A 23459-nucleotide genomic window follows, 5' to 3' on the forward strand; every position below is an offset into this window, starting at 1 on the left:
GAGACCTTTGCAAAAAAGCCCTTCCCCCGACAGCCGAAAACCTGTGTTTGGGTTCCGGCTGTCGAAGGAAGGGCTTTTTTGCAAAGGTCTCGGCTTGTGCTGTTTGCTGGAAGAAGGTGCTCATGAGAAATCCCCTAAATGTCTTGGTGGAAATTTAGGGGATTTTGGGGAATTTTGCAAAGGTCTCAGCAAGTGAGGTGGGTATTTTCTATAAACAAACCGCCCGGCCGCAGCACCGTTTCGAGTGCTGCGGCCGGGTCGTCGTTGCCGTATGGTTTCTGCAAATATGGTTTGTAGTATGTACGGGTTCAAAACTACCGTGTCAATCCGTCATCCCCGTGTTCATGATGCGGGGACGGTTTTTCTGCCGATTGGCTATTGCTGCGTTCAACTGATGTTTCTCCGACAATGGATCGACCGGCTGCCGCAACGGCAATATCCTGCATAAGCTTCGCTTCCGTTTTATGTCCGCTTTTCGACAATTTTCGTGCCAGATTACTGAATTGCTCGCTTTCATCAAGTTGATGCTTCAGGTTTTGGGTCAGTTTTTCAGCAGTCATGCCGTGTATCAAACTGTTGCTGCGCCTTAGTATAGTGGATTAAATTTAAACCAGTACAGCGTTGCCTCGCCTTGCCGTACTATTTGTACTGTCTGCGGCTTCGTCGGCTTCGTCGCCTTGTCCTGATTTAAATTTAATCCACTATATCACGCAGCTGAGCGGCGGTTTCTTTGGCCAACCGACTGATGATACGTGCTTCGGTCTTATGTCCCATTTTGTACGGCTCTTTGGCTATCTTGCCGTACTCATCCATTATCAGTCCGCGGGTGTGCATTGGCAGAGAGAATGGGCTAGAGGGCGGTATGTGTTTATTCAGTAATTATTCCTGCACCCGCTGAAAATCTGTGTGAATAACTTTTTCCTATTTGATCTATTTGGTTATCCTTTTGTTTTTCATAGCTTCAGGTAAATAAAAAAAGAATATCGAACCAAATTGATGAATAAAACGCTTGGATTTTCGTGTTCAAAAATGTGCCGGTTTTGTGTTCGCGATAATGGAAAATAGGCTGTATCAGACTTGAAATAATGGCTTAAAAAAATTTTATAACGATTATCCATATTTTATTTTTCGCAATAATCTATTTCTACTAAAAAATATACTTGTATGCCAGACAATTTAAGCATAGACTAAAACTACACACGACTACAACAACAGGAGAACTTGAAATGAAACAATTGGCCATGTACATCAACGGACGCTTTGAAAACGATTTCAACGGCGAATGGCGCGACGTATTGAACCCTTCCACCGAAGAAACCATCGCCCGCGAACCCAAAGGCGGCAAAGCGGACGTTGACCGCGCCGTAGCGGCGGCGCGTGCGGCGCAACCGGCATGGGAGCGGCTGCCTGCGGTCGAACGCGGCGCATATTTGCGCAAAATCGCCCAAGGCATACGCGAACGCGCCGACGAGCTGACCGACACCATTGTTGCTGAAGGCGGTAAAACCAAAGACTTGGCGCGCGTGGAAGTCATGTTTACCGCCGACTATCTCGATTATCAAGCCGAATGGGCCCGCCGTTACGAAGGCGAAATCATCCAAAGCGACCGCCCGCGTGAAAACATTTTATTGTTCAAACGTCCGCTGGGCGTCGTGGCAGGCATCCTGCCGTGGAACTTCCCCTTCTTCCTGATTGCCCGCAAAATGGGTCCCGCTTTGATAACGGGCAACACCATCGTCGTCAAACCCAGCAGCGTGACCCCGATCAACTGCCACATCTTCGCCGAAATCGTCGATGCGGTCGGACTGCCCGCAGGCGTGTTCAACGTGGTGAACGGTCCCGGCGCGGAAATCGGCAATGCCTTGTCTGCCCATCCGCAAGTCGATATGGTCAGCCTGACCGGCTCCGTTGAAGCAGGCCGCCAAGTGATGGAAGCCGCTTCCGCCAACATCACCAAAGTTTCGCTGGAACTCGGCGGGAAAGCCCCCGCCATCGTTTTGAAAGACGCGGATTTGGACTTGGCAGTGAAATCCATCTTGGCTTCGCGCGTCGGCAACACCGGTCAAATCTGCAACTGCGCCGAGCGCGTTTATGTCCACAGCAGCCTGAAAGACGCGTTCATTGAAAAAATGACCGCCGCCATGAAAGGCGTGCGCTACGGCAACCCTGCCGAAGCCGAAGCAGGCGCGCTGGAAATGGGCCCGCTGATTGAAGAGCGCGCCGTCAAAGCCGTTGCCGAAAAAGTGGAACGTGCCGTCAAACAAGGTGCAACGCTGGTCTGCGGTGGTAAACGCGTCGAAGGACGCGGCTATTTCTTCGAGCCGACCCTGCTGACCGACACCGACAACAACATGGACATCATGAAGGAAGAAACCTTCGGCCCCGTCCTGCCTGTTTCCACTTTCGACACGCTCGACCAAGTCATCGCCTTGGCAAACGACTGCGAATTCGGTCTGACCAGCTCTGTTTACACCACCAACCTGAACGAAGCCTTCTACGTCACCCGCCGCCTGCAATTCGGCGAAACCTACATCAACCGCGAAAACTTCGAAGCCATGCAGGGCTTTCACGCCGGCTGGAAAAAATCCGGCATCGGCGGCGCGGACGGCAAACACGGTTTGGAAGAATATCTGCAAACCCAAGTCGTTTATCTGGAAACCAATATTTAACTGCCGATATTAGCCTCAGTTAAACGAAATGCCGCCTGTAACCGATTTTCGGGTTTCGGGCGGCATTTTTGCCTTTATAGAAAAAAACACCGACATCGCGTAAAATATGCGCAAATTTTGTGATTCGATCAGGTCGTCTGAAACAGATTGCGCCTGATTTATTTTTCCGGAAAACACCATGAGCGAACAAAACAATCCGCAAACCGAGCCGCAGTTGGACGAAAACCAAATCATCGCCCTGCGCCGCGAAAAACTGCACAACATCCGCCAACAGCGCAACGCCTATCCCAACGACTTCAAGCGCGACAGCTTTGCCGCCGATTTGCACGCCCAATACGGCGAAATCGGCAAAGAAGAACTCGACCCGCAAGCCGTTCCCGTCAAAATTGCCGGCCGCATGATGCTGAAACGCCAAATGGGCAAGGCGAGCTTTGCCACCATTCAAGACGTTACCGGCCAAATCCAGCTTTATCTGAACAACAAAGGCGTGAGTCAGGAAGTTTTGGACGATTTCAACCATTGGGACTTGGGCGACATCGTCGGCGCGGAAGGCACTTTGTTCAAAACCAACCACGGCGAATTGACCGTGCGCGTGTCCGACATCCGCCTACTGTCCAAATCCCTGCGCCCGCTGCCCGACAAACATAAAGGCTTGAGCGATCAGGAAACCAAATACCGCCAACGCTACGTCGATTTGATTGCCAACGAAGAATCGCGTAATACGTTTATCAAACGTAGCCAAATCATCCAATCCGTGCGCAATTTCATGGTGAACGAGCATTATCTCGAAGTCGAAACCCCGATGATGCACCCGATTCCCGGCGGCGCGACGGCGAAACCTTTCGTTACCCACCATAATGCTTTGGATATCCCGCTTTACCTGCGCATCGCCCCCGAGCTGTATCTGAAACGCTTGGTGGTCGGCGGTTTGGAGCGCGTGTTCGAGATAAACCGCAGCTTCCGCAACGAAGGTATGTCCGTTCGCCATAACCCCGAATTCACCATGATTGAATTCTACGAAGCCTTCTCCGACTACGAACGCATGATGCAAATGGCGCAAGACATCATCCGCAACGCATCGCGCACGGTAAACGGCACGGCGAAAATCAGCTACAACGGTAAAGAAGTTGATTTGGAAAGCCCGTTTGAGCGCCTGACCATTCTCGAAGCCATCAAAAAATATAATCCGCACTACACCGACGAGCAGTTGAACGATGCGGAGTGGCTGAAAAAAGAAATCGTCAAACATGGCGAAAGCCTGCCGCCGTCCCCAGGCATCGGCAGCCTGCAACTCGCCCTGTTTGAAGGTTGCGCCGAGGGCAAACTGTGGAACCCGACCTTCATCGTCGATTACCCGGTCGAAGTTTCCCCGTTGGCACGCGCTTCCGATACCAAACAAGGTCTGACCGAGCGTTTCGAATTGTTCGTTGTCGGCCGCGAGCTGGCAAACGGCTATTCCGAGTTGAACGACCCCGAAGACCAAGCCGAACGCTTCAAATCGCAAGTCGCGCAAAAAGACGCGGGCGACGACGAAGCCATGCACTACGATGCCGACTACATCCGCGCAATGGAATTCGGCCTGCCGCCAACAGGCGGTTGCGGCATCGGCATCGACCGCCTGGTGATGCTGCTGACCGATTCGCAAACCATCCGCGACGTGATTTTGTTCCCGCAGATGCGTCCCGAATAAGGTGGGCAGATAACAAAGAAAAGGTCGTCTGAAAACCGGAAAATTGGTTTTCAGACGACCTTTGTCGTTTTTGTGCCACTTTATAACTTTGATTAACCCATATCGATTTCTCATGAAATTCAGAAGAGAATGGGAAATTTCACTTCAGGCGACCCAAACGGATTGAATAGCCAAGATTTACACGGTAAACTTACACAATTAAAAAATTTTATGATTTACTCACTATGAAACCCGCCTTTGACATAAAGTCAGCCCGGCTTGACGTGCTGGCCATTCACCTGCATACCGCAGATCTGACCGAATTAGAAGAGTTTCTACGCCAGCGCACCGGTCAGTATCAAGAATTGGATATTGTTCCTTTTGTTTTAGACGTACAGGATTTCGATCACCCTGAGTCATTGGACATCGGGGCCATGCTGACCCTTTTTGCCCGTTACGGCATGCAGATTTTAGGGCTGCGCCATGAAAGTGAAAGTTGGTCGTCTTTTGCGGCACGTTATCATTTGGTTTTCAGCCGCAGCGACAAATCCGAGCCGCAACAACCTAAAATCAACCAAGAGCCTGCGCCTGTTCAGGCAACCGTCATCAATAACCCGACCGTCCTCATCAGCACCCCCGTTCGTACCGGACAGCAGGTTTACGCGGAAAACGGCGACCTTATCGTGACCGGCATCGTCAGTGAAGGTGCAGAGCTTATTGCCGACGGAAACATTCACATTTATGCGCCCATGCGCGGCAGGGCGTTGGCTGGCGCGAAAGGCAACACCAACGCGCGCATCTTCATCCACTCCATGCAGGCGGAGTTGGTCTCCGTAGCAGGTATTTACCGCAATTTCGAACAAGACCTGCCCGACCACCTGCACAAAAAAGCCGTACAGGTTTCATTGCAAGACAACCGCCTGGTTATCAGCGCAATCGACACAGATTAACCGTTCCAAGATTTGAAAGGAAATATCGTGACAAAAATCATCGTAGTAACATCAGGTAAAGGCGGCGTAGGTAAAACCACGACCAGCGCCAGCATTGCAGCCGGATTGGCATTGCGCGGCCACAAAACCGCCGTTATCGACTTTGACGTCGGCTTGCGCAACCTCGACCTGATTATGGGTTGCGAACGACGCGTTGTGTATGACCTGATTAACGTCATCCAGGGCGAAGCCACGCTCAACCAAGCCCTGATTAAAGACAAAAACTGCGAAAACCTCTTCATCCTGCCCGCTTCGCAAACCCGCGACAAAGACGCGCTGACCCGTGAAGGCGTCGAAAAAGTCATGCAGGAATTGAGCAGCGACCAAATGGGATTCGAATACATCATCTGCGACTCTCCCGCCGGTATCGAACAAGGCGCACTGATGGCACTCTACTTCGCCGACGAAGCCATCGTTACTACCAACCCCGAAGTATCCAGTGTCCGCGACTCCGACCGCATCTTGGGTATCCTGCAAAGCAAATCCCGCAAAGCGGAACAAGGCGGTACAGTCAAAGAACACCTGCTGATTACCCGCTACTCGCCCGAGCGCGTAAGCAAAGGTGAAATGCTGTCCGTACAAGACATTTGCGACATCCTGCGCATCCCGCTTTTGGGCGTGATTCCCGAATCGCAAAACGTCCTGCAAGCATCCAATGCCGGCGAACCCGTCATCCATCAAAACAGCGTTTCTGCTGCCGAAGCCTACAAAGACGTCATCGCACGACTCTTGGGTGAAAACCGCGAAATGCGTTTCCTGGAAGCTGAGAAAAAAGGCTTTTTCAAACGACTGTTCGGAGGCTAAGCCATGTCATTAATAGATATGTTGTTCGGCAGGAAGCCAAAAACCGCCGCAGTCGCGCGCGACCGCCTGCAAATCATTATCGCTCAAGAGCGCGCTCAAGAAGGTAAAACCCCTGATTACCTGCCGACCCTGCGCAAAGAATTGCTGGAAGTATTGTCCAAATACGTCAACGTTTCCTTGGACGACATCCGCATTTCCCAAGAGAAGCAGGACGGTATGGATGTTCTCGAATTGAACATCACCCTGCCTGAACAAAAAACAGAAAAGAAAAAGGCTTAACACATGACCTTGACCGAATTGCGTTACATCGTAGCCGTCGCGCAGGAGCGTCATTTCGGACGTGCCGCACGCCGCTGCTTTGTTAGCCAGCCCACCCTTTCCATCGCCATCAAAAAGCTGGAAGAAGAGCTGTCGGTATCCCTGTTTGACCGCAGCAGCAACGATATCATCACCACCGAAGCGGGCGAACGCATCGTTGCCCAAGCCCGTCGCGTGCTGGAAGAAGCCGAGATGATCAAGCACCTTGCCAGCGAAGAGCAAAACGAATTGGAAGGCGCATTCAAACTCGGTCTGATTTTTACCGTCGCCCCCTACCTTCTGCCCAAGCTCATCATTTCCCTGCGCGAAACCGCGCCGAAAATGCCCCTGATGCTTGAAGAAAACTACACGCACATCCTGACCGAATCGCTCAAACGCGGCGACGTCGATGCCATCGTAGTCGCAGAGCCCTTCCAAGAGCCTGGCATCGTCACCGAGCCTTTGTATGACGAGCCTTTCTTCGTCATCGTCCCCAAAGGACACCATTTCGAAGAGCTCGATGCCGTTACCCCGCAAATGTTGGGCGAAGAGCAGGTTTTGTTGCTGACGGAAGGCAACTGTATGCGCGATCAGGTCTTATCAAGCTGTTCCGAGCTGGCCGCCAAGCAGAAAATCCAAGGTCTGACCAACACCCTGCAAGGCAGCTCCATCAACACCATCCGCCACATGGTTGCCAGCGGTCTCGCCATCAGCGTCATGCCTGCTACCGCGTTGACCGAAAACGACCATTTATTGTTCAGCATCATCCCGTTTTCAGGCTCCGTACCGCACCGCCGCGTCGTTTTGGCATACCGTCGAAACTTCGTCCGCCCCAAAGCACTGACTGCTTTACGGACTGCCATTCTTAATTCCCATCTTCACGGCGTAAGTTTTGTGAAGGAATAAAAAGGTTGGCGTATCGGTGTAAACTGATTGCTGTAAATAATCAAAAAGGTCGTCTGAAAAACGTTTTTCAGACGACCTTTTTGTGTCATAGGGAGAAACCAGCTTTAGCTGTTTTTCAATCCCAAAACGTCCTGCATATCGTACAAACCGGTTTTTCCGTTGACCCAAACTGCGGCGCGGACGGCGCCGGCGGCGAAGGTCATGCGGCTGCTGGCTTTGTGGGTGATTTCGACGCGTTCGCCGTCGGTGGCGAAGAGGGCGGTGTGGTCGCCGACGATGTCGCCTGCGCGGACGGTAGCGAAGCCGATGGTGGATGGATCGCGCGGGCCGGTATGACCTTCGCGGCCGTAAACGGCGCATTGTTTGAGGTCGCGGCCAAGTGCGTCGGCGATGACTTCGCCCATGCGCAGGGCGGTGCCGCTGGGGGCATCGACTTTGTGGCGGTGGTGCCCTTCAATGATTTCGATGTCGTAGCCTTCGTTGAGGACGCGGGCGACGGTGTCGAGGATGTGGAAGGTAAGGTTGACGCCGACGCTGAAGTTGGCGGCGAAGACGACGCCTGTTTTTTCGCCTGCGGCTTGGATAGCGGCTTTGCCTGCGTCGTCGAAACCGGTAGTGCCTATGATGATGTTGACGCCTTTTTCAACGCATTTTTGCAGGTGTTTGAGGGTCGGCTCGGGGCGGGTAAAGTCGATGAGTACGTCGCTTTGGGCGAGGACGGCGTCAACGTCGTCTGAAATGGCGATGCCGGTTTTGATGCCGGAGGCGAAACCTGCGTCCAAGCCTAAGACTTCGGAGCCGGAGTGTTCGAGTGCGCCGGAGAGAACGGTGTCGGGATGGTTGTTGACGGCTTCAACCAATACGCGCCCCATGCGGCCGTTGACGCCGGCGATGGCGATTTTTAATGCGCTCATGCGTTTTCCTTGTGATTATTGTGCGGTTTGGGCTGCTCTTTGTTCGGCTTGGAGGGTTTCGATGGATTTTTGGATGGCGTCGCCTTCTGCGCGGACAAGGACGTCGTTTTCAAAATAAACGGTGAGGTTGCTGCGGTCTTTGATGATGCCGTTGCGGCTGGTATTGAAGGTGTAGTCCCAGCGGTCGGCGTGGAATGCGTCGCGCAGCAGCGGGGTGCCGAGCAGGAGTTGGACTTGGTCGCGGCTCATGCCTGCTTGGAGGGAGACGACGGCGCGGGGATCAAGTTCGTTGCCTTGGATGACTTTGAGTTTGTAAGAGGGGAACAGGGAAACGCGTTCGGCGCTGCATGCGGAAAGTCCGATGAGGGCGGCGAGGGCAAGACAGAGGGTTTTGTTCACAGATATGCCTTTCTGTTCGAATTCGGGTGGAAGGGTATCATTGCTTGAATATTTCGAAAAAGCAAACGATAATCATCTCTTTGATTATAATTTCAGCCAACTATCGTTTGTATGCAAATAGGACTTTTGGATTTATTGCAAACCGCTATGGTGTAATGGGCTGAAATTGCGTATTATAACGTTTATTACTTTACAGGGATATTGAATATTATGGAAAAATTCAGCAATATTGCGCAATTGAAAGACAGCGGTTTGAAGGTTACCGGTCCGCGTTTGAAAATCTTGGATTTGTTCGAGTCTCATGCCGAAGAGCATTTGAGTGCCGAAGATGTGTACCGTATTTTGCTGGAAGAGGGTGTAGAAATCGGCGTAGCGACGATTTACCGCGTATTGACCCAATTCGAGCAGGCAGGCATTTTGCAGCGTCATCATTTTGAAACCGGCAAGGCGGTTTACGAATTGGACAAAGGCGATCACCACGACCATATCGTCTGCGTGAAATGCGGCGTGGTAACGGAATTCCACAATCCCGAAATCGAAGCCTTGCAAGACAAAATCGCCGAAGAAAACGGCTACCGCATCGTTGACCACGCGCTTTATATGTACGGCGTGTGCGGCGAATGCCAAGCGAAGAGCAAACGCTGATTCCCGTTTTAAGATGCTTGATGTTCAGACGACCTCGGATGAGAATTTGGGGTCGTCTGAAATTTTTTGCGGAACATAAACAGAATGCCGCTGCAAATCAAAATAATTAGTGGATTAACAAAAATCAGGACAAGGCGATGAAGCCGCAGACAGTACAAATAGTACGGAACCGATTCACTTGGTGCTTCAGCACCTTAGAGAATCGTTCTCTTTGACTTAAGGCGAGGCAACGCTGTACTGGTTTAAAGTTAATCCACTATACCTTAGGATTTTTAATGAGTATCCCCTTGCTTTACCCCGATGATTACACTTTCCCCGATCCGGTTTACGCGCTGGAAGAACGCGACGGCTTGGTCGGTATCAGCCGCGATTTGGATACGGGACGGCTGCTGTCGGCGTATCGGCAGGGGATTTTTCCTTGGTTCAGCGAAAACGGTTGGTTTTTTTGGTACACCATAGATCCGCGCGCCGTCATCGTTCCTGAAAATCTGCATATCGGGCGTTCGTTGGCGAAGACCTTGCGCAACAAACCCTATCGGGTAACGGTCAACCAATGCTTCGAAACCGTCATTGCGCATTGCGCCGCCTTTCCGCGCCCCGGTCAGGACGGTACATGGATTGTTCACGAATTCCAAGCCGCTTATACCGAGCTGCACCGCTTGGGTCATGCGCATTCGTTTGAATGTTTCTATCCCGATGAAACAGGTCGTCTGAAACTGGCGGGCGGCTTTTACGGCGTACAAATTGGACGGGTGTTTTACGGAGAATCCATGTTTGCCCTTGAGCCTGACGCTTCCAAAATCGCCTTCGCGCGAGCTGTCCCGTTTCTTGCAGGACTAGGCATTGAGTTGATTGACTGTCAGCAAGATACCCTGCATATGCATCGTTTCGGTTCGGAACCGATACCGTTCGCCGAATTTCAGACGACCTTGCAACGCTTGAACACTTTGCCTTTGAAGGAAGAATTGGGCGCGAGGGTAGTGGTGGAGACGTTGGCATAGTGGCAAGATATAGAGTCCGCTTCGAATCAGAATCGAATAAAAGAAGGTCGTCTGAAAACCTAATTTATGGGTTTCAGACGACCTTTGGATTATATGAGACAAGGGCAATACTTTTTTGGTTCCGCAGTAGGATTCTCGTCAAAACAGTTTTTGTGAGTCCAGCAGCAGGGTAACGGGGCCGTCGTTACACAGGCTGACCTGCATATGCGTTTGGAAGCGGCCGGTTTGCACGTTCAAACCATGTCCGCGCAATAGTTCTGCCGTGTGCAAATAGAGCGTTTGCGCCTGTTCGGCAGGGGCGGCTGCCGAGAAAGACGGACGGCGTCCATTTCGTGCATCGGCATACAACGTGAATTGGGAAACCAGCAGGATTGAGCCGCCAACATCTTTGACGGACAGGTTCAATTTGCCGGCATCGTCTTCGAAAATACGCAGATTGGCGGCTTTGTCGGCAATATAGCGCGCATCTGCTTCGGTATCGTCGTGGGTAACGCCGAGCAATATCATCAATCCGTTATCGATTTCTGCGCAGGTTTCCTTATGATTTCCGTCCAATACATCGACACGGGAACAACTCACTTTTTGGATGACGGCTCGCATAGCGGTTCTTTACTCTATTCAAAAGATTGGTTGACGGCGGATTCAGATACACAAGTGTTTCGACAGCCATGCAGGTAGAAAAGGTCGTCTGAAAAACGTTATGGTCTCAGACGACCTTTAAATGGATTGCATCAATGCCGCAAAAAGAATCCGGCTTAATTTCCTTTACTTATCCGTTATAGGAAGCTTAAAGATTATTTGGCAGGTCTGATGTCGGCTTTTTGCAAGAGCGCACGCATAGTATCGTCAATGCGGGCAGTACTCAAGTCGCGGGCTATGCTGCCTTTGATTTCTTTAAAGGCAGGGACTTTGACATCGCGGCGGTCATCAACGTAAAACACAGCGTAAGAATTACCGTCTTGCAGCGGTTCGGATGTCGCTTCGCCTTTTTTCAGGTCTTTGACTGCTGCGTACAGAGGCGTTGCGGCTTCTTGCAAGTCTTTCAGCGGAACATAAGCTTGAGGAATGCCGCCTGCTTTTTTGGCTTCTTCGTCAATCGAATATTGTTTCAATACTGAGGTAAAAGCCTTCTTCGCCTTCAAATCGGCAGCGGCCTTTTGTCCGTCGGCTTTAGTTCGGGTAACGATTTCCCCTAAGCGGACTTCCTGACTGCCTTGGTAGAATTTGGCAAATTCATCGTAGGATTTTTTAATTTCTTGTTCGTTGACAGGATTTTTGCGCAATACGTCGATGGCCAGGGCCTGTCCGAGCAGGTCGTCTTCAAATGCCGCCCATTCTGTTTTGAAGGACGGTTTTTTGTCCGCGCCTTGTTTCTTCGCATCTGCACGGGCTTGTTCAAGGGCTTTTTTGAATTCCGCACTTTGGTCCAGTTTGCGGCGTTTGGCTTCTTGCGCGACAACCGTGCTGATAACTTGGCGGTTGGTCAATTCTTGTCGCAGTTGTGGCGAATCCTGGATTTGTTTGTTTTCAGCACGCAAGGCGGCAACTTGTCCGTCAATCACGCTGCTGTCGATGGCTTGTCCGTTGACGGTAACCAGGGTTTGGGCAAACAGGCTGCCGGATAGGGCGGCCATAACCAATGCGGCTGTAAAATGGGTTTTTCTCATAATCTTCTCTTTAAATTAAATTGAAACACTGCGGATAATTCAATGGAAATATTCGTCGGGCGTTGCCGCCTTAATGCTCAAGGCGTGGATGAAGCCGCCGGCAAACAGGTCTTGGAGCAGGTTTTGAACCATGCGTTGGCGTTCGATACGTTTCATCCCGGTGAAAGCCTCGCTGACGACGGTTACGGCATAATGCCCCCCGCCTTTATTGCCTGCATGTCCTTTGTGCAAATGGCTGTCGTCTTGAAACTCGAATATCTGAGGGTTTAGAGTTTTCAGACGACCTTCTATTGCTGAACGCATATCCATTATTTAAAAACGGCTTTGTAGGGTTTAATCAAAACTTCCTCATATACGCCCGCAGCGACATAAGGATCTTGTTCCGCCCATTCTTGGGCTTCGTCAAGCGATGCGAATTTGGCGACGATAAGGCTGCCGGAGACGCGTTCGGGATTGTCGGGCAGGGGATTCGGTCCGGCTGTCAGAAGGCGTCCTTCGGCTTGCAGGGCTTCCAAACGTTTCAGATGATCAGGACGTGCAGCCATACGGGCTTCATGCACGTCGTCTGCATCAGTGGCCAAAAGCATATAAAATTCCATTGCTTAATTCTCCTTCGGTAAATATTTGCCCAAATAAATACCTTGAGCGATAAAAAAAGCGAACATCAGTCCGGTCGAACCGAACATCTTGTAATTCACCCAATGGCTTTCAAAATGAGTGAATACAAACCAGTTGGCTATGCCCATAAATACGAGAAACGCTACCCAAGCATAGGTCAGATTATTCCAGACGGTATCGGGCAATTCGAGTTCCTTGCCCATTGTCGCCTTAAGCCCGTTTTTACCGGCAAGGTGGCTGAAAAGCAGGACCAGTGCGCCTATCCAAAACAATACGGACGGTTTCCACATGATGAATCGCGGGTCTTTCAGCAGGATGGTCGCCCCGCCGAATACCACGATTAAAACCAAACCGACCCACTGCATCGTATCCAGCTTTTTAAATTTCCAATAGGTAAAGGCCGCCTGCAAAATACCGACTATCAAAGCTACGGCAGTCGCGGCAATCATGTCTTTCGTAACCGTATAAGTCAGAAAAAATAAAATTACCGCCAATAAATCACTCAGAATTTTCATATATAAAAAACAAAAATAAGGAAACCAAACGAACAAACGGCAATCATACAGGCAGCCGCGGTTTTTTGCATTACCGTAAATCTCAAACTTTGGTTTGTTTGATATGCCGGCAGTTTGTTGCAAGGTTTCAAAAATGCAAACGGAATGATAAAATAAGTTCCCGATAGATTTGCAAAAAAGAAACACACCGATGCAAACAGCAACGGTTTATGACATTTTTGATAACATAAATGACAGTGTTACTTGGCAGATTAGGGACTTAGACTATATCATAACGTAATATATCGTAATAGACGGTTAAGTAATCGGCAGTACAGCAGGATTCATTTCATAGGGGACAAGTTTTGAAAAAACATCACAAAATCAAACTTATCGCAGCTTCCGTTGCCTTGGCGGTTTCGGTTGGTGCAAGCGCAGGGTTGGGTGGTTTGAATGTTCAATCGCATTTGGGTGAGCCGTTTTCCGGCAATATCACTGTAACCGGAGAAGAAGCACAGGCATTGTTTAACGGCGGCAAGGCTTCCGTGTCCAATGCCAACCTTAGAACCAGCGTCCACAGGGCGGGAGATCGTGCCGTCATCAATATCCGTTCGGCTAAAGCGATTAAAGATCCTGTGCTGATTTTTCAGGTCAGTGCCGGTTCGCAATCTCGGGAATACACCGCAATCATCGACCCGGCCGATTACTCGGTCAAGGGTGACAGTACGCCGCGCGTTCGTCAGGAGCAGTCTTTTACATCCGCTTCCCCGCAAGTAGACCGTCAGGCTGCCCGTGACCGCATCAACCGCGCAATACGGAACGCAAAGGTGCCTGCAGACATTGCGGACAGCGCGCGTAAAGAAAAAATCGATAAAAAAGCAAGAAGCACCCAGGCACAGCCGAAACAGATACAAAACGCCACTCGTCCTTACGAGGGTGAAATCCGTCATGGACAACGCCATTTGGTTAAACAGGGTGAAACCCTGACTGAAATTGCCAACCGTATCCGCCCTCAAGGTATGACGGTAGAGCAGGCAATGCAGGCATTGGTAAAAGCCAACCCCGGTGTGTTCATCAATAAAAATGCCGACTATATGTTGGCAGGCAAAGTATTGAATATCCCGACCCAGTTCGACATGAAACAGGCAGCCGCCAAACAGGCCGCTGAGAAGCCTACTGTTTCTGACAAGCAGCAGCCACAAACCGCAGCGGCATCTAAAGCATCGTCTGAAAACTCAGAAGCCGCCAAAACTCATGCATCTGCGGAACATAATACAGGTGAAAATAAGGTCGGCGAAGAGGTAAAATCAAACAAAGAAGCCAAGCTCGAACAACAACCGGCCCAAGCAGCCGCATCCGCCCCGCAGGGTGCAATGCAAGAACAAGCTGCTTCATCCGTAGTCACTGAAGAAGTATTGCAACCCGGCATCGCAGAACAAACCGCTGCAAGTGAAACGGCAAAATCTATACCGGAATCCCAAGTGGAAGAAGCTTTGGCGGCGCAGCAAAATTCCGCTGCCCAAAGCGAAGCAGTAGAAGAGTCGTCTGAAGATGGCGGATTATGGCGCTGGCTGTTAATCGGCGGCGGTGCGCTGTTGGCATTGTTGCTGCTGCTGAAAGCTTTGGGCAAACGAAAAGCAGATGCTGTCGCGCCTGTCGTACCTGTTCCTCCTGCAGGATATGACGAAGAGGATGACGACATTAGCTTTGCAGAGACCGTAATAGCCGACGAGGCGAAGCCCGAACAGTTTGTTCAAGCGAAAGCTGTTCCGGCAGAAGAGCCTGACGAACTGTCTATCGAGGATGATTTTGACGACGAAGCTTTCTTTGTTCAGCCCAATGCCGCTCAAGAAGCCGCCAAAGATGAAGTCAACATCAATATTGACGATATTGACGATAAGCACGTCGGCATCGTGTCCAGCGCAGTTACCGTGGATGAGGAAACGGAAAAACGCCGTGATTTGGATTGGGACTCTGTCGAATCGACAGAAAGCGTATATGAGCCGGTGCCTGAGAATCCTTATCAACCGGTTGCGGTAGTTCTAGAAGAAAGCAGACATCAGCACGAAGCATTAAAAGAGCCTGAGAACACAGCCCATATTCAGCAATTCGATGAAGTTCAATCAAGCTTTGAAACGTCTTTCCATGACGTTAATCATGACGCTCATGAAGAAATCAAAGAAGCGGACGTATCAGCAGGGAGGGAAGAGTATTCTTATACCGATTCCGCTGTTGCCGAAGAAGTTTCTGATTTGGAGTTTGACTACGAAGATTCCGGCGCTCTCGAAGTTCAACAGCAGGAGCAGGTTGTCGACGCAGAAGATGTCAAAGGCTTTGAAGAAGCGGCAGAAGGATGGGATTTCCTTTCGGAAAAAAGCGGATCCCAAGCTATCGAGCCTCTGCCTGAGTTCACTACACCTGAGCAAACATCGTCTGGAAAATTAAATGAGGACGAAGCTTTAGAGTTTGCTTCCGTTGATACCTCAGCCGATGAAGCCGTAGCCGAAGAGCCTTTTGAAATCAAACAGGATGGGGGCATTACCTTCCAAGAAAGCGATGAAGATTTCGGATTGGCAGATTCCCAAGCTAACGAAGTAGAAGAGACCATCGAATGGGAAAACCTGACAGTTGATGAAGAAGTAAGCAAGTCGGCATTTGATTCAGGCTTTATTTCCGAATCCGTCGGAATGACCGCTCCTTTAGAAGCCAAATACGAATTGGCAAAAATGTATGTCGAAATTGGAGACCCCGGTGCAGCCCGTGAAACTTTGCAAGAGTTGATGGATGAGGCTACCGGCGATATCTTAGATAAGACTAAAGCCTTGTTGGCAGAGCTAGGCTGATTAATCCGACTAATTCTTTCTTGGAAGAAAAATAAAGATGCCGTGTCTAAAAGCGGCATCTTTTTTATTGCTATACTGTCGGATAGCCAATTGAGTATGATTTTGTTCGAATATCAAATCCTTGCCGATTATGACGTTTCCTTCTTCAGATCAGCCCCCTGTTTACCGTTGGGCATTAACCTTATCTTATGATGGCAGCCGATTTTACGGTTGGCAAAAACAAGCCGGGGACTTGCCTACTGTTCAGACGACTTTAGAATATGCACTCAGCCAAATTGCAGGCGAAACTATCCGGACTATTGTTGCCGGACGAACCGACACAGGCGTACACGCGGCTGCGCAAGTCGTCCATTTCGATACCGCAGTAGTCCGTCCCGAGCAGGCATGGGTGCGGGGTGTCAATGCCCATCTTCCCGAAGGTGTGGCTGTATTGTCCGCGCAGCAGGTTGCCCCACATTTTCACGCCCGCTTTGACGCATACGGTAGAAAGTATCGTTACCTTTTGGAATCATCTCCCGTCCGCTCCCCGATATTGCAAGGCAGGGTAGGGTGGACGCATCTCAAACTCGATCCTGACAAAATGCAGCAGGCAGCATTATTATTAGAAGGCGAACATGATTTCTCCAGCTTTCGTGCTGCCGAATGCCAAGCAAAATCACCCGTTAAAACCTTATACGGCGCAAAAATCAGCGGTACGCCGCAATTCTTAAAACTAGACTTGCACGGCAATGCCTTTCTACATCATATGGTACGCAATATCATGGGCGCATTGGTTTATGTCGGTAATGGCAGACTGAGCGTTTCCGAATTCCAAGCCTTAATTGAAGAACGCAGTCGATTAAAAGCCCCCCCGACTTTTATGCCTGACGGGCTGTATCTGACTGGAGTGGATTATCCGTCTGAGTTCGGTATCATCCATCCCGAAATGCCCGAATGGCTGTGAGGTCGTCTGAAATCTAAATGCGCGCTGATAGGAAATCTTTTTCGTAATATCCGGATTGTGGATAAAGCCTACGCTAATGAATAAGGCAGTCATCTATACAACATATATATTTTGACCAGACCTTTGGATAATTAGGTTTCCCGGCTTAGTATGAGCAAATTGTAAAAGGTCGTCTGAAAACGCCGGATTGATTTCAGACGACCTTTGCTTTACAGGAGTAGCCGTAGGTAATGCGGATGCTGCGTCAATGAAATCGTAAATCCAAATGGGAAAATGCATAATTTCATCTTAAAGATGTAGGCATTTTCCAATGTGCATTAGTGAATGAGCCTATAAATTGCAGAATTAAGAAATTGTATACTGACTCCCCCTTATCCGCTCATTTAGCTGGGTTAGCCAAAAAAACAACAGCCAATCTCCAAAAACGACCGCTTAAGAAAAATGTGTTGTAAAAAATACAAACGGCAGGCAATTCAACATTACATCATGATTTATAAGGAAAATATTGCAACCTTCTTATTGTGGTGCGGGGAATGTAGGGTAAGGCGGTCGGTAGGGGGAGTGAATAAAGTTTGTTTTTTAGAAAGGAACAATTATAGTAAGAGTCATGGAATCGCTGATTCCAGCGATAATGTAAAGCCTAAGCGGATTTTATTGGGTCTGCTTAAGTTATTTCTTCACGATAGAAAAGGAATACAGCAATGAAAAAATCTCTGATTGCTCTGACTCTGGCAGCTCTGCCTGTTGCAGCTATGGCTGACGTTACTCTGTACGGTCAAGTTAAAGCCGGTGTTGACATTTCCCGAGTTAAAGAAAAAACTACAGTTAACGGTGTAACTACCAAGGATACAACCAAAACTGCTACTGAAATTGCTGACTACGGTTCACGCATCGGTTTCAAAGGCCATGAGCACCTGAGCAATAACCTGAACGCTATTTGGCAAGTAGAGCAAAATACTTCTGTTGCCGGTACTGACAGCGGTTGGGGTACTCGTGAGTCCTTCATCGGTTTGGAAGGCGGTTTCGGTAAAATCCGTGCCGGTAAACTGAATAGCCCTCTGAAAGACAGCAGCGACAGCATCGATCCTTGGGAAGCCAGCGATGCAAATTCAGATGTTTTGGCATTAGGCAAATTAGAACGTGTAGAAGATCGTAAAGTGTCTGCACGCTACGATTCACCTGTATTGTCCGGTTTCAGCGCAAGTGTACAATACCAACCACGTGACAATGCTAATTCTGATGACAAGTATACTCATGATGTAAAAAGCCGTGACTCTTACGGTTTGGGTCTGAACTATGAGAATGCCGGCTTCTTCGGTCGCTATGCTGGCTCTTTTGCTAAACATTCTGTTTTGAAAGATGAATACTTGGATTCATTCAACAGAAACACTACTTTGACTGCTGATACTTATAAAGATCACCAAGTACACCGTTTGGTAGCAGGTTACGATGCTAACAATGTATTGGTTGCCGTTGCAGGTCAATACGAAGGTTTCAAAGCTGATGTAGCTGACGCTAAGAAAAACGAGCGTACTGAAGTTGCTGCAACTGCCGGTTACCGTATGGGCAATGTAATGCCCCGCGTTTCTTACGCTCACGGCTTCAAAGCTAAAGAAAACGGTGAGAAACAAGGCAACAGCCAATACAACCAAGTAATCGTCGGTGCTGACTACGACTTCTCTAAACGCACTTCTGCCCTGATTTCTGCCGGTTGGTTGAGAGAAGGTAAAGGCGACAACAAATACGAGAAAACTGCTGGTACAGTTGGTCTGCGTCACAAATTCTAATCTGATACGGTTAGTCTAAATAAAGAGCCTGCTTTATGCAGGCTCTTTTTGTCTGTTTGGATAAAATGCGGGATACGTAGTATGTCGATTGCAGGCCGAGTCGCATTTATGCCTGGCAAAAAGCTCCGTCCATGCTGCCATTTTTGCTTCTCTCTGCACGGAAGTAGCTGTTGAAAATATCCTGTTTATTTTAATCTGTTAAATAAAAGGTCGTCTGAATTCCTGTGTACGCAGGCTTTTCAGACGACCGCTTTTTTTAGATGGAACTTAATCCGTGGGCAAAGCCCACGTTGCAAACTTTCAGGCGGGCAACCGTAGCGTGGGCTTTACCCGCGAAATATGGCATGTCAAAACAAGAGGGCTGCAATTTCGTCATTCCCGCGCAGGCGGGAATCTGGAAATTTGAGGTTGCGGCATCCTTGAAATCTTCCCAAAATGCCGAGGCTTGGATTCCCGCCTGCGCGGGAATGACGGCGGTAGGGAGATTTCAGGCGACCTTGCCTCAAAAATAATTACGGGTAAAGCTCATGCTACGATGGGTCATCCTCATGCAAGCGGGGCGGGAATGGCGAGTCTAGATTAACCTTTTGCAAAAACCGTACTACTTACCGCATTCGTAGGCCTCGATTTCGCCGACTTTCGGTGCGTATCCACTATCCGTGTTGTGGCGCAAATTCAGCCAAATGTCCACCAATGCCCATGCGGCAGGGGCGGCAATGACGTTTTGTCCCATGCACAATACCTGTGCATCGTAGTCTTCTACCGAGCCGCGCAATGTGATTAAATCATGCGCCGTTGCTGCCCGTATGCCGCTGACTTTATTGGCGGCAATCGCCGTACCTACTCCTGTACCGCAAATTAAAATAGCGCGGTCGGCTCTCCCTGCCGCTGCCTCTTGCGCCGCAGCAAATGAAAGCTGCGGATAGGTGCTATCCGGTGAGGATAAATCGGTTAGGCTGTCAACTCGCGGATCGTTTTACAAATGCTCCTTGAGCGCGTTTTTTAATGTTGTCCCGTTGGCGGGGGCGGCGATAATCAAATGCATGGCTTACTTCTTGATGGTTGGAAGGTAAGGGGTTTCCTTTGCGAATTTACCGTAATTTATGATATTGCAACAGGGTTTGTTTTTTGTTGGGGGTGTCGGGCAGGAATTTTCGGCTTATGGAGTGGAGCAGGGCGGGTTGGTAAACTTGATAAGGCATTGGTGTGAAAAGAATTCGTTGGGTCTTGATTTGCCCCTACGGTATTGCAGCCAAACCTGTCTGTAGGTCGGCTGAAATGCTTATTGCCGTCATTCCCCGTACGGACAGAGATAGGCATCTCAAAATAGCTTTCTTGTTTTCATTCACCTTATTTCGCGGGCGAGGCACGCGCTACAAACTTTCAGGGCAGACATCGTAGCGTGGGCTTTGCCCAAGGGTTGTTCCGATAAAAGGTCGTCTGAAAATTGTACTTAGGTTTTTCAGACGACTGTTTGTAGATAAAAATCAATCCGTGGGCAAACAAGCTGCGGTTGCTTGTTTATTGGGGCATCATCCCCGCGTTGTCAGGAGTTCGGAAAGTTGAAGCGGCAGCAGTCTTGAAGTTTCCCAAAATGCGGAAGCCTGGATTCCCGCCTGCGCGGGAATGACGGTAGCGGGGAGATTTCAGATGACCTTACCTCAAAATAATTCGCGGGCAAAGCCCAAGCTAAGGTCGCCTATTCGTGCATCCTGTGGTGCGGGCTTTGCCCGTAAAATATATAGCGGATGAAAATAAGAAGTTTCCATTTTGTCACTACTGCCTCATTTGTATGGACAGGGCATTTATGCCGGACAGGCTGTTTGAGTGAAAAGGTCGTCTGAAAATTGTATTCAGGTTTTTCAGACGACCTTTTATCGGAACAACCCGTGGGCAAAGCCCACGCTACGGCGGTCTGTTCTGTGCAATTTGTAGCGCGGGCTTCGCCCGCGAAACAGGGCGAATGAAAACAAGAAAGCTATTTTGAGATGCCTATCCCTGTCCGTACAGGGAATGACGGTAGGTGTCATATCAAAAAATATAGTAGATTAAATTTAAACCGGTACGGCGTTGCCTCGCCTTAGCTCAAAGAGAACGATTCTCTAAGGTGCTGAAGCACCAAGTGAATCGGTTCCGTACTATCTGTACTGTCTGCGGCTTCGTCGCCTTGTCCTGATTTTTGTTAATCCACTATAAATGAATCAGCCGTATTTGTTTTATCTGTCTTGGTTCCCGCCAATCAAAAAGGTCGTCTGAAAACCGGAAATCCCCATTTTCAGACGACCTTTTCATGCTTCAGCTGCTATCAAGCGTCAATATTTTGCGCAATTAAGGCGTTGTTTTCGATGAAGGCGCGGCGCGGTTCGACTTCGTCGCCCATCAGGGTAACGAACACTTCGTCGGCGGCGATGGCGTCTTCGATGCGCACTTTCAACAGACGGCGCACGGCGGGATCCATCGTGGTTTCCCAAAGCTGCTCGGGGTTCATTTCGCCCAAACCTTTGTATCGTTGGATGGACATGCCTTTTTGGGCGTTTTGGAGCAGGATGTTCAGCGCGGTTTCAAAGCTGTCCACATCGTACTCATTCTCGCCTTTATAAAGCTTGGCACCCTCGCCGACCAAGCCTTTGAGCGCGGCGGCGGTTTGGGTGAGGGTTTGGTAGGCTTTGCTGTTGAGGAACTTGGGTTCGATGTAGCTGACCATGACGTTGCCGTGCAGCTTGCGGGTAATTTTGATGAAGCGGTTGCCTTCGTGTCCTTCGATGCGTTCGAGGGCAATCTCCTTTTCGTCAAGCAAACCTGAAAGTTCGGCCAAGGCTTTATCGGCGGTTTCAGACGACGTCAAATCAATGGGCGACGCGTAAAGCATTGTTCTTAGGAAGAGTTGGTCGACAAAGCGGCTTTCCTGTTCGATGACGGTTTTCGCCTGCAAGAATTGTTTGGCAATATCGGCGAGTTCTGCGCCTTCGATGGTGCGGCCGTCTGAAACGATTTTGGCTTTTTCCAAGGCAAGGCCGAGCAGCCATTGGTCTTTTTCAAGCTCGTCTTTGAGATAACGCTCTTGTTTGCCGTATTTGGCTTTGTAGAGCGGCGGCTGGGCGATGTAGATGTAGCCGCGCTCGACCAACTCGGGCATTTGGCGGTAGAAGAAGGTCAGGAGCAGGGTGCGGATGTGCGCGCCGTCCACATCGGCATCGGTCATGATGATGATGCGGTGGTAACGCAGTTTTTCGGGGTTGAACTCTTCTTTTCCGATGCCTGCGCCCAGCGCGGTAATCAGGGTGGAGACCTCTTGGCTGGCGAGCATTTTTTCAAAACGGGCTTTTTCGACGTTCAAAATTTTGCCTTTGAGCGGCAAAATGGCTTGGAATTTGCGGTCGCGGCCTTGTTTGGCAGAACCGCCTGCGGAATCGCCCTCGACCAGATAAAGTTCTGACAAGGCAGGGTCTTTTTCTTGGCAGTCGGCGAGCTTGCCGGGCAGCCCCAAGCCGTCCATCACGCCTTTGCGGCGGGTGATTTCGCGGGCTTTGCGGGCGGCTTCGCGCGCACGGGCGGCATCGACGATTTTGCCGGTGATGATTTTGGCTTCGTTCGGATTTTCTTCGAGGAAGTCGGTCAGGGCTTGGTTGATGACTTCGTTGACGACGGGACCGATTTCGCTGGAAACCAGTTTGTCTTTGGTTTGGGACGAGAATTTGGGGTCGGGCAGTTTGACGGACAACACGCAGGTCAAACCTTCGCGCATATCGTCGCCGGCGGTTTCAACTTTGGCTTTTTTGGCGACTTCGTTGGCTTCGATGTAGCTGTTGATGGTGCGCGTCATCACTTGGCGCAATGCGGTCAAGTGCGTACCGCCGTCGCGCTGAGGGATGTTGTTGGTGAAGCACTGCACGCTTTCCTGATAACTGTCGTTCCACTGCATCGCGCATTCGACGCTCATGCCGTCTTTCTCGCCGAACGCGTAGAAGATTTTTTCGTGCAACGGCGTTTTTTTGCGGTTCATGTATTGCACGAACCCAGCCACGCCGCCGGAAAGGGCGAAGCTTTCGTGTTTGCCGTCGCGCTCGTCAATCAATTCGATGTCCACGCCGTTGTTCAGGAAGGAAAGTTCGCGGATGCGCTTGGCGAGGATGTCGAAGCTGTATTCGACGTTGCCGAAGGTTTCCTCGCTGGCGAGGAAGCGCACGGTCGTGCCTTTTTTGTCGGAATCGCCGACCACTCGCAACGGCTCTTCGGTTTCGCCGCGCACGAAGCGGACGAAGTGTTCTTTGCCGTCGCGGTAGATGGTCAGCGTTACCCAGTCGGACAGCGCATTGACGACGGACACGCCTACGCCGTGCAGGCCGCCGGAGATTTTGTAGCTGTTGTTGTCGAACTTGCCGCCCGCGTGCAATACGGTCATGATGACTTCGGCGGCGGAGCGTCCTTCTTTCGGGTGGATGCCGGTGGGCATGCCGCGCCCATTGTCTGCCACGCTGACGGAATTGTCGGCATGGATGGTTACGGTGATTTTGTCGCAATGTCCCGCCAGTGCTTCGTCGATGGCGTTGTCCAATACTTCGAACACCATGTGGTGCAGGCCGCTGCCGTCCTGCGTGTCGCCGATATACATACCGGGGCGTTTGCGTACCGCTTCCAAGCCTTCCAGCACTTGTATGCTGTCGGCGCCGTATTCTTCGTGTTTTTGGTCAGTCATGGTCTTTATCTGTAAGATTTTTTGAAAGAATTTCTGCTGAGGTCGTCTGAACGACAGTTGAACGCGCCACCCGGACGGTCAAGCTGCCCAACGGACGGAAATAGACCGTTATTATACC

The 23459-nt window shown here is 50.2% G+C and carries 21 protein-coding genes and 2 pseudogenes; 12 read left to right on the plus strand and 11 right to left on the minus strand.

The features are described from left to right. Window positions 1-314: 314 nt before the first annotated feature. Complete coding sequence (locus NSCA4_RS0103935) at window positions 315-560, minus strand: hypothetical protein (RefSeq protein ID WP_016686925.1); 246 nt, start codon at window positions 558-560, stop codon at window positions 315-317. A 29-nt stretch (window positions 561-589) separates the two neighbouring features. After that, window positions 590-706: pseudogene (locus tag NSCA4_RS14525) on the minus strand (IS5/IS1182 family transposase); the annotation flags it as partial. Window positions 707-1226: 520 nt separating this feature from the next. Here NSCA4_RS14525 and aldA point away from each other — a divergent pair. The 6 genes from aldA (at window position 1227) to NSCA4_RS0103975 (ending at window position 7334) form a co-directional block, all read left to right on the plus strand. After that, a complete protein-coding gene (aldA, locus tag NSCA4_RS0103945; RefSeq protein ID WP_016686927.1) occupies window positions 1227-2669 on the plus strand; it encodes an aldehyde dehydrogenase in 1443 nt (480 codons plus the stop codon). 178 nt (window positions 2670-2847) lie between these two features. Further along, the gene (gene lysS / locus NSCA4_RS0103955; protein WP_016686929.1) at window positions 2848-4359 is read left to right on the plus strand and encodes a lysine--tRNA ligase; all 1512 of its coding nucleotides are present in this window, start codon (window positions 2848-2850) and stop codon (window positions 4357-4359) included. Window positions 4360-4583: 224 nt separating this feature from the next. Next, complete coding sequence (minC, locus tag NSCA4_RS0103960; protein ID WP_016686930.1) at window positions 4584-5288, plus strand: septum site-determining protein MinC; 705 nt, start codon at window positions 4584-4586, stop codon at window positions 5286-5288. Between the two features lie 27 nt (window positions 5289-5315). Next, on the plus strand, window positions 5316-6131 hold the full coding sequence (gene minD / locus NSCA4_RS0103965) for a septum site-determining protein MinD (RefSeq protein WP_016686931.1): 816 nt from the start codon (window positions 5316-5318) through the stop codon (window positions 6129-6131). Between the two features lie 3 nt (window positions 6132-6134). Further along, window positions 6135-6410, plus strand: a complete 276-nt coding sequence (minE, locus tag NSCA4_RS0103970) for a cell division topological specificity factor MinE (protein WP_029609496.1) — start codon at window positions 6135-6137, stop codon at window positions 6408-6410. Between the two features lie 3 nt (window positions 6411-6413). After that, window positions 6414-7334: a hydrogen peroxide-inducible genes activator gene (locus NSCA4_RS0103975; protein WP_016686933.1), complete on the plus strand. Its 921-nt coding sequence runs from the start codon at window positions 6414-6416 to the stop codon at window positions 7332-7334. A gap of 104 nt (window positions 7335-7438) precedes the next feature. On the opposite strand, the gene dapB is transcribed toward NSCA4_RS0103975, so the two are convergent. Beyond that, window positions 7439-8248 (minus strand): 4-hydroxy-tetrahydrodipicolinate reductase, encoded by an 810-nt coding sequence (dapB, locus tag NSCA4_RS0103980; protein ID WP_016686934.1) that lies wholly within the window; start codon window positions 8246-8248, stop codon window positions 7439-7441. Between the two features lie 15 nt (window positions 8249-8263). Further along, window positions 8264-8647: an outer membrane protein assembly factor BamE gene (locus NSCA4_RS0103985; protein WP_016686935.1), complete on the minus strand. Its 384-nt coding sequence runs from the start codon at window positions 8645-8647 to the stop codon at window positions 8264-8266. Between the two features lie 210 nt (window positions 8648-8857). Between NSCA4_RS0103985 and fur the strand changes: the two genes are divergently transcribed. Both fur and aat read left to right on the plus strand, forming a co-directional pair. After that, window positions 8858-9292 (plus strand): ferric iron uptake transcriptional regulator, encoded by a 435-nt coding sequence (gene fur, locus NSCA4_RS0103990; protein WP_016686936.1) that lies wholly within the window; start codon window positions 8858-8860, stop codon window positions 9290-9292. Window positions 9293-9567: 275 nt separating this feature from the next. Beyond that, window positions 9568-10293 (plus strand): leucyl/phenylalanyl-tRNA--protein transferase, encoded by a 726-nt coding sequence (gene aat, locus NSCA4_RS0103995; RefSeq protein WP_016686937.1) that lies wholly within the window; start codon window positions 9568-9570, stop codon window positions 10291-10293. A 138-nt stretch (window positions 10294-10431) separates the two neighbouring features. Here aat and dtd read toward each other — a convergent pair whose 3' ends face one another. From dtd to NSCA4_RS0104020, 5 genes are all read right to left on the minus strand, one after another. Beyond that, window positions 10432-10893: a D-aminoacyl-tRNA deacylase gene (gene dtd, locus NSCA4_RS0104000; protein ID WP_016686938.1), complete on the minus strand. Its 462-nt coding sequence runs from the start codon at window positions 10891-10893 to the stop codon at window positions 10432-10434. A 194-nt stretch (window positions 10894-11087) separates the two neighbouring features. Continuing rightward, complete coding sequence (locus NSCA4_RS0104005) at window positions 11088-11960, minus strand: peptidyl-prolyl cis-trans isomerase (protein ID WP_016686939.1); 873 nt, start codon at window positions 11958-11960, stop codon at window positions 11088-11090. A gap of 39 nt (window positions 11961-11999) precedes the next feature. Then, complete coding sequence (locus tag NSCA4_RS0104010; protein ID WP_003742784.1) at window positions 12000-12269, minus strand: BolA family protein; 270 nt, start codon at window positions 12267-12269, stop codon at window positions 12000-12002. Further along, window positions 12269-12559, minus strand: coding sequence for a YciI family protein (locus tag NSCA4_RS0104015; RefSeq protein WP_016686941.1), 291 nt, complete (start codon window positions 12557-12559; stop codon window positions 12269-12271). The genes NSCA4_RS0104010 and NSCA4_RS0104015 overlap by 1 nt, the downstream gene beginning before the upstream one ends. Before the next feature lie 3 nt (window positions 12560-12562). Continuing rightward, a complete protein-coding gene (locus tag NSCA4_RS0104020) occupies window positions 12563-13093 on the minus strand; it encodes a septation protein A (RefSeq protein WP_029609497.1) in 531 nt (176 codons plus the stop codon). A gap of 344 nt (window positions 13094-13437) precedes the next feature. On the opposite strand from NSCA4_RS0104020, the gene NSCA4_RS0104025 reads away from it, so the two are divergent. The 4 genes from NSCA4_RS0104025 to NSCA4_RS15460 all read left to right on the plus strand — a co-directional run bounded on the left by NSCA4_RS0104025 (window position 13438) and on the right by NSCA4_RS15460 (window position 19157). Continuing rightward, window positions 13438-15915, plus strand: coding sequence for a FimV/HubP family polar landmark protein (locus NSCA4_RS0104025; protein WP_016686943.1), 2478 nt, complete (start codon window positions 13438-13440; stop codon window positions 15913-15915). A gap of 130 nt (window positions 15916-16045) precedes the next feature. Next, complete coding sequence (gene truA, locus NSCA4_RS0104030) at window positions 16046-16858, plus strand: tRNA pseudouridine(38-40) synthase TruA (RefSeq protein ID WP_016686944.1); 813 nt, start codon at window positions 16046-16048, stop codon at window positions 16856-16858. Between the two features lie 701 nt (window positions 16859-17559). Beyond that, complete coding sequence (gene porB / locus NSCA4_RS0104040; RefSeq protein ID WP_016686946.1) at window positions 17560-18645, plus strand: trimeric porin PorB; 1086 nt, start codon at window positions 17560-17562, stop codon at window positions 18643-18645. A 344-nt stretch (window positions 18646-18989) separates the two neighbouring features. Next, complete coding sequence (locus NSCA4_RS15460; RefSeq protein ID WP_176621469.1) at window positions 18990-19157, plus strand: hypothetical protein; 168 nt, start codon at window positions 18990-18992, stop codon at window positions 19155-19157. Window positions 19158-19246: 89 nt separating this feature from the next. Here the strand turns inward: NSCA4_RS15460 and NSCA4_RS12780 are convergent. After that, window positions 19247-19690, minus strand: a pseudogene (locus NSCA4_RS12780) (RpiB/LacA/LacB family sugar-phosphate isomerase). A 1260-nt stretch (window positions 19691-20950) separates the two neighbouring features. Then, window positions 20951-23341 (minus strand): DNA topoisomerase (ATP-hydrolyzing) subunit B, encoded by a 2391-nt coding sequence (gene gyrB / locus NSCA4_RS0104055; RefSeq protein ID WP_016686949.1) that lies wholly within the window; start codon window positions 23339-23341, stop codon window positions 20951-20953. Window positions 23342-23459 lie beyond the last annotated feature (118 nt).

Origin of the sequence: Neisseria sicca 4320 (genome assembly GCF_000193735.1) — a bacterium.
Classification (GTDB): domain Bacteria; phylum Pseudomonadota; class Gammaproteobacteria; order Burkholderiales; family Neisseriaceae; genus Neisseria; species Neisseria sicca_E.

What these genes read in the sequence shown, in the direction of transcription:
- fur (WP_016686936.1), top strand. Translation starts at nt 8,858, where the DNA reads ATGGAAAAATTCAGCAATATTGCGCAATTGAAAGACAGCGGTTTGAAG.
- dtd (WP_016686938.1), bottom strand. Translation starts at nt 10,893, where the DNA reads ATGCGAGCCGTCATCCAAAAAGTGAGTTGTTCCCGTGTCGATGTATTG.
- NSCA4_RS0103935 (WP_016686925.1), bottom strand. Translation starts at nt 560, where the DNA reads ATGACTGCTGAAAAACTGACCCAAAACCTGAAGCATCAACTTGATGAA.
- NSCA4_RS0103975 (WP_016686933.1), top strand. Translation starts at nt 6,414, where the DNA reads ATGACCTTGACCGAATTGCGTTACATCGTAGCCGTCGCGCAGGAGCGT.
- aldA (WP_016686927.1), top strand. Translation starts at nt 1,227, where the DNA reads ATGAAACAATTGGCCATGTACATCAACGGACGCTTTGAAAACGATTTC.
- NSCA4_RS0104015 (WP_016686941.1), bottom strand. Translation starts at nt 12,559, where the DNA reads ATGGAATTTTATATGCTTTTGGCCACTGATGCAGACGACGTGCATGAA.
- NSCA4_RS0104010 (WP_003742784.1), bottom strand. Translation starts at nt 12,269, where the DNA reads ATGGATATGCGTTCAGCAATAGAAGGTCGTCTGAAAACTCTAAACCCT.
- NSCA4_RS0104020 (WP_029609497.1), bottom strand. Translation starts at nt 13,093, where the DNA reads ATGAAAATTCTGAGTGATTTATTGGCGGTAATTTTATTTTTTCTGACT.
- NSCA4_RS0104005 (WP_016686939.1), bottom strand. Translation starts at nt 11,960, where the DNA reads ATGAGAAAAACCCATTTTACAGCCGCATTGGTTATGGCCGCCCTATCC.
- truA (WP_016686944.1), top strand. Translation starts at nt 16,046, where the DNA reads ATGACGTTTCCTTCTTCAGATCAGCCCCCTGTTTACCGTTGGGCATTA.
- porB (WP_016686946.1), top strand. Translation starts at nt 17,560, where the DNA reads ATGAAAAAATCTCTGATTGCTCTGACTCTGGCAGCTCTGCCTGTTGCA.
- minC (WP_016686930.1), top strand. Translation starts at nt 4,584, where the DNA reads ATGAAACCCGCCTTTGACATAAAGTCAGCCCGGCTTGACGTGCTGGCC.
- gyrB (WP_016686949.1), bottom strand. Translation starts at nt 23,341, where the DNA reads ATGACTGACCAAAAACACGAAGAATACGGCGCCGACAGCATACAAGTG.
- lysS (WP_016686929.1), top strand. Translation starts at nt 2,848, where the DNA reads ATGAGCGAACAAAACAATCCGCAAACCGAGCCGCAGTTGGACGAAAAC.
- dapB (WP_016686934.1), bottom strand. Translation starts at nt 8,248, where the DNA reads ATGAGCGCATTAAAAATCGCCATCGCCGGCGTCAACGGCCGCATGGGG.
- minE (WP_029609496.1), top strand. Translation starts at nt 6,135, where the DNA reads ATGTCATTAATAGATATGTTGTTCGGCAGGAAGCCAAAAACCGCCGCA.
- NSCA4_RS15460 (WP_176621469.1), top strand. Translation starts at nt 18,990, where the DNA reads ATGTCAAAACAAGAGGGCTGCAATTTCGTCATTCCCGCGCAGGCGGGA.
- aat (WP_016686937.1), top strand. Translation starts at nt 9,568, where the DNA reads ATGAGTATCCCCTTGCTTTACCCCGATGATTACACTTTCCCCGATCCG.